The sequence below is a fragment of the Pseudoalteromonas sp. SR43-7 genome, from assembly GCF_014163785.1.
Classification (GTDB): domain Bacteria; phylum Pseudomonadota; class Gammaproteobacteria; order Enterobacterales; family Alteromonadaceae; genus Pseudoalteromonas; species Pseudoalteromonas distincta.
The window spans coordinates 203,065-219,689 of sequence record NZ_JACJDY010000001.1 but is presented as its reverse complement, the minus strand read 5'-3'; the positions used below and the strand labels follow the sequence as shown (position 1 = coordinate 219,689).

The window sequence follows — 16,625 nt, the reverse complement described above, 5'->3', positions numbered from 1 at the left end:
ATACATAATTTTATTTTACTGAGCGCTTTTTATGATAATCCAACAACATAATGCTGACTTGCCAACACCGACAGGTTTAATGCGAACAACTGTATATCGCCCTCAAGCGCAAGGACAGTTTCCTGCTATCATTTTTTATTCTGAAATATTTCAACAAACTGCACCTATTGCACGCAGCGCAGCTATTTTAGCAAGCCATGGCTTTGTAGTGTTAGTGCCTGAAGTGTTTCATGAGTTAAACCCTATAGGCACTGTGCTTGCTTATGATGATACAGGTAAAGACAAAGGCAATGCCGACAAGTGGGCAAAGCCACTTGAGCACCACGACAGTGACACACAAACTATGATCGACTTCATTAGATTACAAAGCTATTGCACAGGCACCGTCGGCGCAATGGGCGTATGTATTGGCGGTCACTTAGCTTACAGAGCGGCACTAAATCCTGAAATTAATGCGGCTTTTTGTTTATACGCAACTGATATTCACAGCAATACATTACCTGCGCAACCTGGAAATAACTCATTCGAGCGTATGGCTGATATACAAGGCGAAATTCACTTTATATGGGGTAAACAAGACCCGCATGTGCCAAAAGAAGGCCGCGCTAAAATATACCAGCAATGCGTAAGCACAGGCATCAATTACCAGTGGCAGGAAGTTAACGCACAGCATGCCTTTATGCGTGATGAAGGTGAGCGATACGATGCAGCACTTGCGATAAATATGTATCAACAAGCGGTGGCATTATTTAGCCGAACTTTATAAATGCTGTAAAAACTACTCATTAAGTACTTTTCAGCATACCTAAAGCGGTATGCTGTTTTACAAAGTATGCTTTTAAGTAATCAATAAACAATCGTAGCTTTTTAGAGCCCGCAGCCCCTGGCGGAAATACCCCGTAAAGCTCAATATCTTTGCTTTTATAATCATCTAATATTATTTCAAGCAGTCCAGCTTGCACTTTTGGCCACGCATCGTAAAGCGGAATACGCCCAATACCATGCCCTGCTTCAACAAAAGCAGTACGAGCAGCGGCATTATTGGTGCTTAAGCCGCCTTGCATTGTAATATCGTGTTTTTTGCCATCTTTTTGAATTGTTAATGTTTTACTGCCCAATTGATAAACCACCCATTGGTGCTCTGCTAACTCTAAAGGCGTTTTAGGCTTACCAAAATGTGCAAAGTATTCCGGCGCGCCACAAATACAAGTGCTCATTGTAGTCAGCTTGGTTGCCTGCAAGTTGGAGTCACTCAGTGCCACGCCCCTAATTGCAAAATCGAACCCATTTTTAATAATATCAACCACATCGTCAGTAAGCTGTAAGTCTATTTGAATTTTAGGATATTGGCGCTTAAACGTATTTATTGCAGGCACAATTAACTGCATTCCCACATTTACTGGGCAACTAATTTTAAGTAAACCTTGTGGCTCGCTCTTTATATTTTCTATTTGCTGATTAGCCGCATTAGCTTGTTCGGTAATTATTCTACAACGCTCATAATAAGCAATGCCCGCTTCAGTGAGCGCCATGGTACGGGTTGAGCGATTTAGTAAAGTAACTTCAAGCTGCGTTTCTAATTTTTTTAAATGATAGCTTGCAACTGCTCGCGTAAGCCCTAGCTGTTTGGCAGCAGCGGTTAAGCTGCCCTGCTCTACAATTTGTGCAAATACAACCATGCTCTTTAACTGCTCAAACGACACTTTCATAAATGCTCCGTAGTGTGTTTCAAATTCAACCTTTTTATTGTATCAATAATTAAATCAATAAAGTTAAATTTATCATCGTTGTTTAAAGCAGTGTTAGTGCATATAGTAATTGGTAAGCAAGATAAACTAATTCAAATCATCAGAAGGAATATATTCAATGTCTAAAAAAGTACTTATGGTTCTTACATCTCACGCAGAACTTGGTAACACTGGCGAAAAAACAGGTTTTTGGGTAGAAGAATTTGCAGCCCCTTATTACGCCTTCGTTGATGCAGGCGTTGAAGTAACATTAGCGTCTCCAGCTGGCGGCCAACCACCCATTGATCCGACAAGTACACTTGCCGATTTTCAAACAGATGCAACAAAACGTTACGACGCAGACAGCGCGGCGCAAACATTAATGGCAAACACTAAAGTGTTGAGTGAAGTAAAATCTAGCGATTTTGACGCTGTATTTTACCCAGGCGGCCACGGCCCATTATGGGACTTGGTTGACAACACAGATTCAATCTCTCTTATCGAAAGCTTTGTAAAAGAGCAAAAACCTGTTGCTGCGGTATGTCATGCAAGTGCTGCATTTTTAAATGTTAAAGATGCCGATGGCAATGCACTAGTAGCGGGTAAAAAAGTAACTGGTTTTACTAACTCTGAAGAAGCTGCAGTGCAACTTACCGATATCGTGCCATTTTTAGTTGAAGACGAGCTAATCAAAAAAGGTGGCGATTATCAAAAAACTGACGACTGGGGTGTATTAGCACTAGAAGACGGTTTAGTAATTACCGGCCAAAACCCAGCAAGCTCTGAACTAGCTGCAAAAAAACTATTAACTAAATTAGGTTAATAGTGAGTAATAATTAAAATTAAGCACAGCATTTTATGCTGTGCTTTTTTAATTGCTTTTCATTAGCAAATACAATTCCTATACTGGCAACTCTTAAAGTCAATTAGGGCGATTATATGGCAACCAAGCCAACCACACTGTCATTACTAACTAGTACCCGTTTCGCAATATTTAGTATTGTTGTTATTTGCTTTGTACTACAAGTGATCAATAGTCTACCTGGCATAAACCTTAATGGTTTAGGCATATATCCACGCAGTATCCAAGGATTAATTGGCATACTATGCGCCCCTTTTTTACATGGTAGCTGGTGGCACTTTGCCAGTAACATGATCCCATTTGTAGTATTAAGTTGGCTAATTTGCCAGTACAGCGTAAAACGTTTTTATAACGTATTTATTTTTACCGCTCTAGTCGGTGGACTTTTAGTTTGGGCATTTGGGCGCAGTAACATACATGTTGGTTTAAGCGGTGTTATATATGGTTTATGGGGCTTTATTCTATGCTACGGCTTAGTAAGACGCTCATTAAAATCAATTATAATTGCAGTTGTAGTGGCTATACTTTATAGCGGTTTTATATGGGGTGTTTTACCTCAGCGCTATCAAGTATCGTTTGAAAGCCATTTATTTGGAGCGCTAAGCGGGTTGTTTTTAGGTTATAGATTAGCAAAAGCCGATAAATTAAAAGGTCGGTAAATTAAATATTTAGGGCCTTTAATTAATTTTTTATGGCCACATTTATGAGTAAGTATTAAACATTTCCATTTAACATTGAGGTTATTTATGAGTGATCAAAACGAATACACGCCACCAAAAGTATGGACGTGGGAAAGTGAAAGTGGCGGTAAATTTGCCAGCATTAACCGCCCAATTGCAGGCGCGACTCATGACAAAACTCTACCTATTGGCGAGCACGCATTTCAGCTTTATTCTCTTGCTACGCCAAATGGCCAAAAAGCTACAATCATGTTTGAAGAGCTTTTACAGCTTGGTTGCACCGATGCAGACTATGACGCATATTTAATAAACATAGGTGATGGCGATCAGTTTGGATCTGACTTTGTTGATATTAATCCAAACTCAAAAATCCCAGCGCTAATGGATCATTCAACCACTCCACCTACTCGCATCTTTGAATCAGGTTCTATTTTACAGTATTTGGCTGAAAAATTTGATGTACTCATCCCTAAAGATTTAAAAGCTAAAACAGAGTGTCGTAACTGGCTATTTTGGCAAATGGGTTCAGCGCCATACTTAGGTGGTGGTTTTGGTCACTTTTATAGCTACGCCCCAAGTAAAATGCAATACCCTATTGATCGTTTTACCATGGAAACTAAACGCCAACTTGACGTGTTAAATCGTCATTTAAGCGAAAATGAATACATGGCCGGTGATGAATACTCAATCGCCGATATTGCAATTTGGCCTTGGTATGGCTCGCTTGTTTTAGGCGACTTATACGATGCAGCTGAATTTTTAGATGTTGCCTCATACACTCATGTTGTTCGTTGGGCAAAACAAGTTGCTGATCGCCCTGCTGTAAAGCGCGGTCGTCGCGTAAATCGCACATGGGGCCCTGAAGAAGATCAAATGGCAGAGCGCCATAACGATAGTGATTTCGAAGGCTAAATCTACTAAACAGCAAGTAAAGTCGTTAACACTTTAACCTGCTTAATAATTTTAAGGCTCATAATAATTATTTATTATGAGCCTTTTTACTGTGCTAGCTTTTTTTTTTGCTTTCATAAACTATATTTATTCTTATACTCAGGATTAGAGCCTAACTAATCGATGTTTAATACGCTTTTGTTCATCTGAAATATTTGCTGTATTTCTTGAACGTTTCTCCATCGCTAGTTGGAGTGACTTTTGTATAAGGTTTTACTTAGTGCCATATAAAAATCTAAATAGTGAAGAACGCAGAGAAACCGTTAAAATTTTATACTCTAATGCCATCTCTGGCATTGCCATTTCGACTGTAGTCAGTTTTATATTAGTGTTTGCTTTTGATTTAAATAACCAGAAAATATCCTACGAAAAAAGTATTTGGCTAAGCATTATGGTTGTCTTATTAGCAGCTCGCGCTATTGATGTAATATGGTTTTATAAAACCAAAAAAGATAGCCCGCTATTTAATGCTGACACATACTCAAAAAGATTTTCAACAGGGTGTATTTTAACTGCGCTATCGTGGTGTGGGTATGCACTTTGGTTTCATAGCACCTCATCAGCAATAGAGACGACAACCACGATTGCTATTTTATCTGCCTTTGCAGGAGGCTCTGCAAATCTGCTTTCAGGAAGTCGAGTAACCGCTGTACTCTATAGCATTATTTTACTGGCGCCCTACTCTTTTTTATTAACCTTTTCTAACGAAAACTACAACTCTGTCCTCGGTATTTTAGGCCTAGCATTTACTGCTATTATGGTGGCTTCATCGTACAAATCAGCCACATTTACACACAGCGCAATCAAGCTCAAAAACCAAAACAGAGAGCTGCTTAATGAAATGGAAAACAAGGTTGAGCAACGCACAGAAGAAATTTACCGTTTATCGAATACCGATCCACTTACAAATCTATTAAACCGAACCGCATTTTTAAAAAATGCAAACAGACAACTAGCAGACAACCCTCAAGAACCCTTTGCTTTATTATTCGTAGATTTAGATGGGTTTAAACAAATAAATGATTCGTTGGGTCATAAAGTAGGCGATAAAGTATTAAAAGAAATAGCACGAAGAATTAGTAATGTATGCAATCAACAGCTATTTAAATGCCGATGGGGCGGGGATGAGTTTTTAATTTTAGCAACGTATCAAAAACAAGCTGAGCTTATCGAGTTTGCAGATAAAGTACTTCAAAGCATTGGTGCCGAGCATGAAACATATAAATATCAAAAATGGGTATCTGCAACTATTGGTATTGCCATGTATCCTGAGCACGGGAGTGATTTTAATACTTTAATTCGCTCTGCTGATACTGCAATGTATCACCAAAAACGCATCGCGAAAGGTAATATCAATATTTATAACGATTCACTCAAATTAATACAAGAAAGGGAGTATCTTTTGAGTCAACGCCTAGCCAGTGCCATAGAAGAAAATAGTTTAAGGCTAGTATTTCAACCAATTGTTGATAGCAAAACCTCAAAAGTAACCTCTTTTGAATCATTATTACGCTGGCAACTAGATGGTGAAAATATTTTCCCTGATGAATTTATAGCTATTGCCGAGCAATACGGTTTAATAACCGAGTTAGGTATTTGGGTCATAGAACAGGCATGTATACAAGCAACAAAATTAAGTCACTTACAACCACAAATTGCTATAAGCGTAAACGTATCGGTTATTCAGCTACAAGATCCTGATTTTGTATCTAAGGTATTAAAAATAGTAAATCGCCACCGGGTAGAACCTAAAAACCTACACATAGAAATTACTGAGTCAGTATTTGCCGAGGATAAACTCACATTTTTGACAGCCGTTAAAGCACTACAAAAACAAGGCTTTTGTATTTCAATTGATGATTTTGGTACAGGCTACTCATCACTATCAAGCATGCTTGATATTGGTGTAGATATAGTAAAAATAGACAGAAGCTTTATTCAAAATATGGATAAAAGAGGGTTAAGTATTATTCATGCAATTGTACAAATGGCCTCTACTTTAGATTTTACTGTTGTTGCAGAAGGCGTTGAAACTATTGAGCAAGCAAACACGCTTACTAATATTGGTGTATCTCACCTACAAGGTTATTACTTTTCAAAACCGATGGAAGTAGATTCTGTAGACGCTTATCTGCACGGGCAAAATAAGCTGTGTAGTTAACCCCCTCCCTCTAAAAGCGCTTAGCTACCATACTAGTTTTGCGCTACCTTTTTTATTAGGGCTTGCTTATCTTTGCAGGTGATTGACTCTTTGTTACTAGGTTACAAACCTCGCGCCGCGATTAAATCGTCCTTCGGTTAAACAAATTTCGACCATCAAAGGTCAACAGACTCTCCCTAAAACATAATCTTACAATTGCTTACACCCAGTAAATAGTAATTAGCGTAGGCTAAATATAATCCAACTTACATATATATATTACGTTTAAACGAAAAAGCCCCAGCGCTGGATAGTAGGCAAAATTATGCGCTGACGCTGCTTAAATAATAAAAACTTTAACGATACAACTAAATATAAAAAAGGAATTTGCATGATAAAACCACTTTGCTATTCACTCATCACTTTACTTACCCCCATAAGCGTTATAGCTCAAACAATGGCAATAAAAACAACGGATGAATTAGTATCAACCGATTCAGAGATTTTATTTGCATATAATAAAGAATCAAAACAATTAGAAGCCATCAATTTACTTACATCACTTAGTAGTGAACTTGCTTTACCAAAAAACGCCATCGGGTTTGATGTGGCAACACTTGCTAACATCACCGATAAACAAGCACTCGTACTAACAAGTGATGGCGTATATAAAGCCCAAGCAGGTAAACCAACATTGTTGTTTAATTATGAGTCGGTTCTTAATCAATTAAAAATAGATAAATTTGAAAAAGTAGACTTTGTCTTCGATGCTAACAACGATGGTCTAAGCGATATTTTCATTCCAGGGTTAGCAAGCAGTACTTTATACATTCAAAATAAAGATGGCAGCTTTAAGCCTAACCAATTTAAGCAAACGCCTAAGTATGAAGGCCGCTTTTCAGGAAAAGGGCTTTCTTTAGAAGTTAATATTAACAATAAACCTGTCGTTATCGATTTTAACCACGACGGATTAAACGACCTGGTTTTTTCAAATGACTTTGGAGCAAATGTACTACTTGCTAATTCAGAGGGCTTTGAGCAAAAGCTTACCTCAATTGATTTTAGCATTGAGCTAGGCGAGCTAAGCAATGGCGAGACTCGCAAAATAAAGCAAATTATTGATATTAATAACGACGGATTTCTAGATTTTACAACCAGACAGTTTAAGCCTACGCAAGGTATGGACTCGTTAGATATAAAAATAGCACATACTTTGTACCTAGGGAGTGCTAAAGGTTTTACTAATACGCCCATTACCTTATTTGAAACACAGGGCCCTAGTGAGTTATTGCTCAAAACTGACTTTAATAATGATGGCTTAATTGATTTACAAAAAATGGACTTAGATATTGGCTTAGGTACAATCGCCTCTATGGCATTAGGCGGTGGCAGTACTGATGTAGATGTAGAAATGAATCTTTATAAGCAGCAACCCGACGGCTCATTTGCCAATAAATCGAGTATTGAACTTGATTTAGAAATGGAAGTGGGGATGAATGGCGATGAATCAGAACCGGCTCTCTATTTAGGTGATATTAACGGCGATAGCTATATTGATGCGGTATACAAATACAGTAAAAAAACGCTGTATATTTATTATGGAGAGCAAGACTCACTGCTAAATGATAAACGCAAAAAATTAAAGCTAACGCTGCCTAAAAATAATAAAGATATTCTTCTAGTAGATATAAACCAAGACGGTAAAAAAGATTTTGTATTTAAATTTACCGAAGAAGATGGCACCAGTAAAATAGAAACACGGTTAAATTAAGCCAATAAAAAAAGCCCAACAGAATTAACCGTTGGGCTTTGGACTTAAGACTTTCGAGTAACAGTCAGCTTTACTCTAAGTAATAATACCTAAGCAGTTACATTTAGCAGTGAATCGCCTTCACTTAAGCCAAATTTCTCTTGCACTGATGCAAGGATTGATTCTTTATCTTCATCAGACAACTGGTTTGAATACTCAGTTAAGAGCTCATCTAAGTAGCTCACTACCTCGTCTGTATCGACTGATTCTAATGAGTTTTGTGACGGTGGCGGCGGTCTTTGACCCTCTGCTCTTCCTGCATCACCAATGCTTTTAGCATCAAACTCGAGTTCGCCCATTAAATCAGCAAGCTCTTTTGTTGGTTCAATACCTTGTTCTTTAAATGCCGCTTGAATACTTTGCGCATCGTCGCTAGTTAAGTTTTCTGCATCAAACTGTGCAAGCGTTTCTTTAACAAAATCGCTTTGCTCTGTTGTTAATTTTGCAGCTTGGCTACTTTGTTGCGGCATAAAATTCGCAGAGCTGCTGCCAATATTATTAATCATTTTAGTATCCTTTCAACGTTCACGACGAGGTGGTTTATGATCGCTAAGCTCTTGTTCACTAATTTCGCCATTACCATCGGCATCTATAGAATCAAAAATTGTTTGTGCATCACCGTGCGGCGGTTTTTTAGCACTAAACTCTTCAAAGCTAATTACGCCATCACCATCAGTATCAATAGTTGAAAAATCAGGTTTTTCAGGAGGATTGTCACCGCCTCGAGCAGCTACATTAGCTGAAAAAGCAATAGATAATATTGCCACAGTGGCAAGAGTTGAAAAATGCTTCATAGTAATAACCTCGTATTTAAGAATTAAACTAAGCTTACGCTTTAAAAACGCAAACAATGTGCAAATAATGAGGAAGTAATAAACTATTTTTAATAAAAACTGATGATTCAAAAAAGTTCTGGTTGATTGCTTTGCAATCAATATATAAGCTAATAAAATAATACGATTAATTACTCTCTGGCAGTAGTGTTACTGCCCTTAATTCTCAAAGCTGATATACTGCTTGAGCCAATTAAACAAACAAATACAGAGCACTTTCATAAATAATGATTAATAACCAACCCTACTTAGCAGGCAATCTGTGAAAATACCTAAACGCCTACAACCTCTTGTTGATGATGGCCTTATTGACGAAGTAATAAGCCGACTAATGAGCGGTAAAGAAGCCGATGTATTTATTGTGCGTTGTGGTGAACATATTCGCTGTGCGAAAGTGTATAAAGATGCGGTTAAACGTAGTTTTAAAAAGGCGGCACAATATCAAGAAGGCCGAAAAGTACGTGGTGGACGCCAAGCGCGTGCTATGGGTAAACGCTCTAGCTATGGCCGCCAATTAGAAGAAGAAATTTGGCAAAATGCTGAAGTTGATGCGTTATCTCGTTTAGCAGGCGTGGGGGTACGTGTTCCTGATACTTATTTTTGTATTGATGGCGTGCTGCTTATGGAACTCGTCTCTGATGAGGATGGTAACGTAGCCCCTCAACTAGGACATGTCGTTTTTAGTGAAGAGCAAGCGATTGAGCAGTATAAACTCATGATACATTACATTAAGCTAATGCTTTGCGCTGGTATAATACACGGTGATTTATCTGAGTTTAATGTACTTGTAGATAATAACGGCCCTGTAATTATAGATTTACCGCAAGCCGTTAACGCTTCAGCAAATAACAGTGCACAAGCTATGTTTGCACGCGATGTAAATAACATACGCCGCTATTATGGTGAGTTTGCGCCAAGTATACTAAAAACTCAATACGCTAAAGAAATGTGGGCACTATTTGAAGAGGCCAATTTAACGCCTAATTCAACGCTTACAGGTGAGTTTGAAGACAGCGACGAACTTGCTGATGTAGATTCTATTCTTGATGAAATTCAAGCTGCCGAATACGAAGAGTTTGACCGTTTAGAGCGAATTAAAAATGCTGACGATGATGAATAACTCATCGTCATAGCTCATTCCACCTTACTGTGGATGCACAAATCGGTAACCAACCCCATAAACAGACTGGATAACACTTTCAGTTTGTGTCACTTCATCTAGTTTTTTACGCAACTTTTTAATATGGCTATCAATAGTGCGGTGGCTCACAATACGCTGATCGGCGTACATAGTGTCCATTAAGCTATCGCGCGAATAAATACGATTTGGGTTGTTAAACAAAGGTTTAAATAGCTGAAATTCAAAGTTCGTTAATTCTATACTGTTTGATTTATATTTTACGCTGTAGCTGCTTTCGTCAAGCTTCATTGTTGACTCTGTAACGTCACTTGCGTTATTTAATCGCCTTAAAATAGCTTTTACTCGTGCCACCAGCTCAGCATAACTAAACGGCTTACAAATATAATCATCTGCACCTAATTCCAGCCCAAGCAGCCTATCTATTTCTTCTACTTTTGCCGATACCATAATAATAGGCACGTTTGAAAAGCGCCTGATTGCTTTACACAGTTCAATACCACTTTGACCTGGTAACATTATGTCTAGCAAGATTACACTCGGCCTGTTAATTTCAAGCCAAGGTAATACTTCATTCCCGTGATGTATTTGATGAGTAATAAAGTGATGGCTGCTTAAAAAGTCACTCATTAAGTTAGCTAGCTTTACTTCATCTTCCACAATTAGTATTTGTTCACTCATAGGCATCTCTGTAAGTAACCTTAACTTTATTTTATAAGCTAAATAGTTGGCAATCTAATAATAATAGCAAGGCCGCCTAAGCTGGCTTTTTCTGCAGCTATTTCACCTTTATGACCTTTAACTATATGCTGGCAAATAGATAAACCTAAGCCCGAACCGCCCTCTTGGCGATTACGCGAACTATCTACTCGATATAAATACTCAAACAAATGCGATAAATGCGACTGCTCTACACCTACACCATTATCTCCAATTATAAGCTCTAAATAAGTTTGCCCTTTAATACTTATATTTTTAGCTGTTAATGAAATAGTTGTACATTGTGCATAGTGTACGGCGTTCATTAAAATATTATCGAGTAGCTGCAAAAGGCGTGTTTTATCTGCTTGTACAGTTATGTATTTAGCGCTATTTAGCAGGTATATTTTTATATTATGTTGTTCAAGCAAAACCTGATATTTTTGCTCAATAGTATTTAATAATAACGCCATATCAGTAGGTTGCATTGTGTAGTGCATACCTCCTAACTCTGCGCTATTGAGCATATGCAAGTCGTCTATTAAGCGTTTTAAATGCAGGGCTTCATCGTTAGCCGAGCTTATATTTTTTGCGTTCGGTTCTCGTATACCAAGTAGCATAGCTTCAAGTTCACCGAGTAAAATACTCATTGGCGTCCTAAGCTCATGAGAAATATTAGCAAGCCAACGCTTACGTACTTGCTCATCTTTAGCGAGTGTAAATGCAAGCGTATTAAAATCTTCGCTCAACTGTCCTAGCTCGTCTTTTCGCTCAAGCGTGAGTTTGGTCTCGTAATTACCTTGCGTTAAGCGATGCATACCATTAGCAATTTGCTTTACAGGGCTTACTAGGTGACGAGACAATAAAAAAGTAACCATTAATGTTAGCAATACCGCAGCTAAAGCAATAAACCATAAGTAGTTAGTTTGCTGCTGTAAAAAATCAAGCTCATAGCCATCAACCAAGCTATCTCTTTTAGAAACTGCTAAGTAACCCACTATTTTATCGTTAACAATAATTGGGGTTGTTATATATTTTAAATCGCTGAGGTATCTACCCACTACTCGCTGCTTATTTTCGTCAAGCAAAGCGTAGTGAGCAATATTTTCTGGCGGTGGGCGGCGATCTTCCTCTAAACGAATATGATCTGGCGGCGGTCGTCGCATCATTCGCCCACGCGGACCTGGGCCTTCTTGTGGCCTAGGCAAAAACTGGCTATTTTCTAATTGCGATTCAACACGTTTTCTAAAGTTTTCGCCATTGCCGACAACACGCTCCCATGAGGGTGTTTGTTCGTATTGCTTTGCAAATTGCACAACAAGTGGTTCAAGCGCTTTCACCTCTTTTGCATTAACAAAATCAATTACGCCCTGCCCTATGCTCCACTGTATAAGAACCACCAGCCCTGCAATAACACTAAAGGTAAAACTAAATAGTATTAAAAAAAGTTTATTATGAATTTTCATTAATGCGTGTTTTCAACCTTGCTAGGAAAGCTTTCAAATCGGTATGTTATAAACTCTTTGGTTTGGTCGTTAACATACAGCGTAGCAACTATTTTTTTACCTTGAGCGGTCCAATACATATGACCATGATTATTTAAAGTAACCGATACGGTATTTATACCTCTTTTAAATAAGTTAGCAGGTAAATGCAATGCATGTCCGTAAATTCGCTGTATTTTAACCCCATTAATGTATAAATGAGCATGACCTTGTAAAAAACCGGTGTCTTGGTTTGTTGTCACGCCCATCATTTGTTGCATGTTCATCGTGCCCTCTGGCGGCACAGACAAATCATAACGCTGTGTATCTAAAATTAAGTTATAACCCGACATACTATCTTTTAATAACTTAAGGCTTAATGCCGGGACTGACATATCATTTGGCACTGCTATGGGCATATGGCTATGATCCATCATTTCCTGCTGCGCAAAGAGCTTAAAGCTCAATAGCGCAGCAGTAGTTAGGATCAATGCGTATTTAAAATAACGCATAGTTACTCCTACATTCCCGGTGGTGGACCCATTGTTTCGCCCGTATCACAGCGACCAATTGAATTATCGGCTAATTGACCTTTAAAACGAGGCCCTATTTGATAAGGAAAAGAAGGCTGTAATTTACCATCGCTGTCTAACGTTAGTGTTATATGGTAGTGATAACCCTTGCCATCGTTAGTATCGTGGCCGTTATGCTCATCTAATTGAGCACCGGTTACTGTTTTTTGTGCGTAGTAATAATCTTCAAAGTAGTAACCATCGTCGGCATTTAATGTATTACCAGAGAGCGTCGTTACTTGTGCACCGATAGCAGGGCCAGCATCACTTGTGTGTGTACCTTGGCTAACATCGTATTGATCAACTAAGGTACAGCTTCGCTCACCCTCAGTACCACAACCCCCTTCACTTGTAGGTGCACCGTAATCTCGCATTTCCCAGCCGCTTAATGCTAGTTGTCCGTTACTTTCATAAGGACCGTAAAGCGGATAGCCATCAGCTGCAAACCCATAAATAGGTGAATGCGCATCACCATCATCTTCAAGTAAATCAGCTAAGCAACTAGTATAAAAATGGTGATGATATTCACCGTTAGCAGCATGTCCGCCGCACACATCAACATCGTATTGCTCAGCAATGGGCGCTAATGTATACCAAATATTATTACCGTAGCTCATACCATCGCCCCAGTTAAATATACTGGTGCCATTAACCATTAAGCCAACTGTACCTAAACCTGTTTCGCAAGTTTCAGTGTCAGATAAATCGGTAGGTGTTAGCGGAAAATACGCTTCAACCGCTTGTTCTGTTGGACAACCCGGTCCTGGAGGCCAATAACCTGCACCGCCTGTGTCATCGCAGTTTTCAGTGCTGCTGTTATAGCCAATATCTTCACCAAAAGAAATGGTTTGCCCTACTGCTGCAGAAGTTACACCGTTATAAAAATCGGTAGCTGCACGCGGGCGATTATTTAACGCGTCTACTTGGTCTTGTGTAAGCGTTACATCATATTTAGGAATGTCAGTAGTTTGCACGTACATGTATTCAACGTCAGCATTTTCCTCAGTAACGCTAACAACCTCAACCGATTGAACATCTTCAACCACTGCACCATTATTTTGTATGTATGTAGAAGTTGTATCGTTGTTAATTAACCAGCTGGTAAGTTTTGCACTATTATCAACTGTATCTGAGTCTGATGAAGCAATAACATTAACTATAACGGTATCTACAACGACATCGTTTGTGCCGTCATCTGCACTAATTTCAAACACAAGTGCTTCATCGGTTAAAACTTCAGGTGCAACAAACTCAGTAGACGCCGCAGTACTTGAAGATAAGCTAACGGTAGTGCCTGATGTTTGCGACCAACTAACCGATACTTCACCGTCATCTTCAACCGCTGAACTTAAATAAACGGTATCGCCCGCATTAACAGTTTGGTCAATACCAGCATCAACCGTTGGAGCACTATTACTGACTGTATCGCCGTCTGTTGCAGTACTTGTTGAATCGCTATTACATGCACTTAAAGCGATGCAAAGCGCGCTTAACGCAAATAACTTAGTGGCATTAACGGCTTTTGTTTTAAGAAGTGTTTTCAATGCTTGAACCTTTACTTTAACGTTTAATAAAAAAAAGTTAACAAGTAAAAGTGCAAACAATGTGCACAAACAAAGGAAGAATCTATATTAAAATTACAACTGTGGCCTTTTAAGCAAAAACTTATCTTTGGTTGTACTAAAGTAATCGCCGCCCATTTTGCCCACTGCATTTAATAATTCAGGGTCAATATAGCCACCACTCATCACTTCATCGTCTATACAAATACCCACTACATCCAGCAACATCATTTTTCCACCGCCAGGCTCATTTGAAATACTAATAACTTCGCGTAACTTACATTCAAACCGTACTTTTGAATCGGCAACGCTTGGCGCGTTAACTAACTTACTTGGAGCTTGGGCAATGTTAGCTGCATCAAACTCGCTTATATCACTAGGATAACTTGCACAACTTTGGTTCATTTTTTCAATTAGCTCTTGGCTGACAATGTTAACCACACATTCTTTAGTTGCCATTAGATTACTGAGCGTATCTTTATTCGTTTTATCACTAGGGTTTACTTGCGTAACACTTAAAACAGCTGGCTTGCAACTAGCCACAGTAAAAAATGAATAAGGCGCAATATTTGCAATACCTTCGCTATTTAATGTACTTATCCATGCGATAGGCCTTGGGCTGATACTGCCTACTAAGTAAGAGTAAACATTTTGGTTGGTATTTTCGGTGAGATCTAAAAACATATTTTTTCAACTAAATAAGAATATCAACATGCCTAATATCTTAATCCGATGAAGGTTGGGGTTAAAGAAGATTTACAAATGAGAAAAGTTAAAAAGTAAAACCGAGCCTTCAGGCTCGGTTTTCAATCCATTTAGCAAGGCGCTACATTATTGAATACTCTGACTTTTGTTTTTAAATCAAATGCAGCATAAGCTGCAACAATAATAAAACACCCCGCAGGCACAACATAAGAAAACGCGACACTGTATGTATCAATAAACACAGCTTGGAATACAGGAACTATCGCTCCACCTAAAATAGCCATTACTAAACCAGCAGCACCTAGTTTTGCATCATCGCCTAACCCATGTAGTGAAATCGCGTAAATAGTTGGAAACATTAATGATAAGCAAGCCGATATACTTACCAGCGCCCATACGCCACTTATATTTGGCATTTTCACCATATAAAAACACAGCAGCATTGCAATAATAGAGGTTGCCATTAACAGTTTGGCAGGACGAATAAATCCCATAAGCCAGGTCATTACAAATCGAGAAACTAAAAAGGTGATCATACTGTATTGTAAAATACTTCCCCCGGTAACTTCATTTGTATCGAGTGCCTCCATTACGTACTGGATGGTAAATGTCCATACACAAGTTTGCGCCGCAACATTAAAAAACTGGGCGATAACACCAAAGCGGTAATGGGTATTTTTAAACAAGCGCTTAAACGTTGCACTAAATTCTACATGCTTAGAGACTTTTTTTTGCTTACAAAAATTAGGTGTTTTAGTAAACGCAATTGCCAACCAAATAAAAACCAACACACAAGCCATACCAACATAAGGCACCATAACTGCATCAAGTTCTGCGCTTATAATGCTAGTTAATTGCTCACTATTCATATTTGTGCGCTCACCAGAGGTTGCAGTATTGAGCTTTGGTAAAATAAGGGTAGCGGCTAAAAAAACACCAATGTTAGTACCGACAGGGTTAAATGATTGCGCCAAATTCAACCTGCGAGTTGCACCTTGTTGGGTGCCCATTCCCATTACATAAGGGTTTGCTGATGTCTCTAAAATAGATAAGCCTCCAGCTAACACAAACAAAGCCACTAAAAAAAAACCATAAGTCATTGCTTGGCTGGCGGGATAAAACAAAAATGCTCCGATTGCAGCCATCCCTAAACCGGTTAACACACCTGTTTTATACGAAAAGCGTTTATTGATATATGCCGCCGGAATAGCTAAGCAAAAGTAAGCTCCATAGTAGCTAAATTGTACCAATGCAGACTGCACTGACGACATAGTAAAAATTTTACTAAACACTTTTACTAGCGGATCAGTCATGTTTGCCGCAGCTCCCCATGCAGCAAAGCACAGAACAAGTAAAATAAAGGGAACCACCATCTCCTTGGAGACAAGAGGTGTTTGTGTGTGTGTGTGTGTGGTCATTGCCGTGTCTCAGTTGTTAATGTTAAGTAAAGCATTTAACCAGT

General features: G+C 38.7%; 16 protein-coding genes. 7 read left to right on the top strand and 9 right to left on the bottom strand.

Translation table 11 applies throughout. The features are described 5' to 3' along the window. Positions 1 to 31: 31 nt before the first annotated feature. Entirely contained in the window at positions 32 to 766 is a 735-nt protein-coding gene (locus H5087_RS00985) for a dienelactone hydrolase family protein (RefSeq protein ID WP_182670864.1), read from the top strand. 19 nt (positions 767 to 785) lie between these two features. Here H5087_RS00985 and H5087_RS00980 read toward each other — a convergent pair whose 3' ends face one another. Next, on the bottom strand, positions 786 to 1,709 hold the full coding sequence (locus H5087_RS00980) for a LysR family transcriptional regulator (RefSeq protein ID WP_182670863.1): 924 nt from the start codon (positions 1,707 to 1,709) through the stop codon (positions 786 to 788). A 157-nt stretch (positions 1,710 to 1,866) separates the two neighbouring features. Here H5087_RS00980 and H5087_RS00975 point away from each other — a divergent pair, with 157 nt between their 5' ends. The 5 genes from H5087_RS00975 to H5087_RS00955 all read left to right on the top strand — a co-directional run bounded on the left by H5087_RS00975 (position 1,867) and on the right by H5087_RS00955 (position 8,131). Further along, entirely contained in the window at positions 1,867 to 2,550 is a 684-nt protein-coding gene (locus H5087_RS00975) for a type 1 glutamine amidotransferase domain-containing protein (RefSeq protein ID WP_024597040.1), read from the top strand. Between the two features lie 116 nt (positions 2,551 to 2,666). After that, complete coding sequence (locus H5087_RS00970) at positions 2,667 to 3,248, top strand: rhomboid family intramembrane serine protease (protein ID WP_182670862.1); 582 nt, start codon at positions 2,667 to 2,669, stop codon at positions 3,246 to 3,248. Positions 3,249 to 3,335: 87 nt separating this feature from the next. Next, positions 3,336 to 4,181 (top strand): glutathione-dependent disulfide-bond oxidoreductase, encoded by an 846-nt coding sequence (gene yghU, locus H5087_RS00965; RefSeq protein WP_138489477.1) that lies wholly within the window; start codon positions 3,336 to 3,338, stop codon positions 4,179 to 4,181. Between the two features lie 259 nt (positions 4,182 to 4,440). After that, positions 4,441 to 6,381, top strand: a complete 1,941-nt coding sequence (locus H5087_RS00960; protein WP_182670861.1) for an EAL domain-containing protein — start codon at positions 4,441 to 4,443, stop codon at positions 6,379 to 6,381. Between the two features lie 370 nt (positions 6,382 to 6,751). Next, positions 6,752 to 8,131, top strand: coding sequence for a VCBS repeat-containing protein (locus H5087_RS00955; protein WP_182670860.1), 1,380 nt, complete (start codon positions 6,752 to 6,754; stop codon positions 8,129 to 8,131). Between the two features lie 89 nt (positions 8,132 to 8,220). On the opposite strand, the gene H5087_RS00950 is transcribed toward H5087_RS00955, so the two are convergent. Further along, positions 8,221 to 8,676: a hypothetical protein gene (locus H5087_RS00950; RefSeq protein WP_182670859.1), complete on the bottom strand. Its 456-nt coding sequence runs from the start codon at positions 8,674 to 8,676 to the stop codon at positions 8,221 to 8,223. Positions 8,677 to 8,688: 12 nt separating this feature from the next. Beyond that, entirely contained in the window at positions 8,689 to 8,964 is a 276-nt protein-coding gene (locus H5087_RS00945) for an EF-hand domain-containing protein (protein WP_007581281.1), read from the bottom strand. A 301-nt stretch (positions 8,965 to 9,265) separates the two neighbouring features. On the opposite strand from H5087_RS00945, the gene H5087_RS00940 reads away from it, so the two are divergent. Continuing rightward, entirely contained in the window at positions 9,266 to 10,123 is an 858-nt protein-coding gene (locus H5087_RS00940; protein ID WP_002958167.1) for a PA4780 family RIO1-like protein kinase, read from the top strand. A gap of 24 nt (positions 10,124 to 10,147) precedes the next feature. On the opposite strand, the gene H5087_RS00935 is transcribed toward H5087_RS00940, so the two are convergent. The 6 genes from H5087_RS00935 to fucP form a co-directional block, all read right to left on the bottom strand. Then, positions 10,148 to 10,822 (bottom strand): response regulator, encoded by a 675-nt coding sequence (locus H5087_RS00935; protein ID WP_024597035.1) that lies wholly within the window; start codon positions 10,820 to 10,822, stop codon positions 10,148 to 10,150. A gap of 38 nt (positions 10,823 to 10,860) precedes the next feature. Further along, a complete protein-coding gene (locus tag H5087_RS00930; protein ID WP_182670858.1) occupies positions 10,861 to 12,306 on the bottom strand; it encodes an ATP-binding protein in 1,446 nt (481 codons plus the stop codon). After that, complete coding sequence (locus H5087_RS00925; protein ID WP_182670857.1) at positions 12,306 to 12,836, bottom strand: hypothetical protein; 531 nt, start codon at positions 12,834 to 12,836, stop codon at positions 12,306 to 12,308. Before H5087_RS00925 ends, H5087_RS00930 begins: the two co-directional genes overlap by 1 nt. An 8-nt stretch (positions 12,837 to 12,844) precedes the next feature. Then, positions 12,845 to 14,500, bottom strand: coding sequence for a YHYH protein (locus tag H5087_RS00920; RefSeq protein ID WP_182670856.1), 1,656 nt, complete (start codon positions 14,498 to 14,500; stop codon positions 12,845 to 12,847). A 33-nt stretch (positions 14,501 to 14,533) separates the two neighbouring features. Then, a complete protein-coding gene (locus H5087_RS00915) occupies positions 14,534 to 15,142 on the bottom strand; it encodes a flavin reductase family protein (protein WP_182670855.1) in 609 nt (202 codons plus the stop codon). Between the two features lie 131 nt (positions 15,143 to 15,273). Next, on the bottom strand, positions 15,274 to 16,581 hold the full coding sequence (gene fucP, locus H5087_RS00910) for an L-fucose:H+ symporter permease (RefSeq protein ID WP_029753314.1): 1,308 nt from the start codon (positions 16,579 to 16,581) through the stop codon (positions 15,274 to 15,276). Between the last annotated feature and the right edge of the window lie 44 nt (positions 16,582 to 16,625).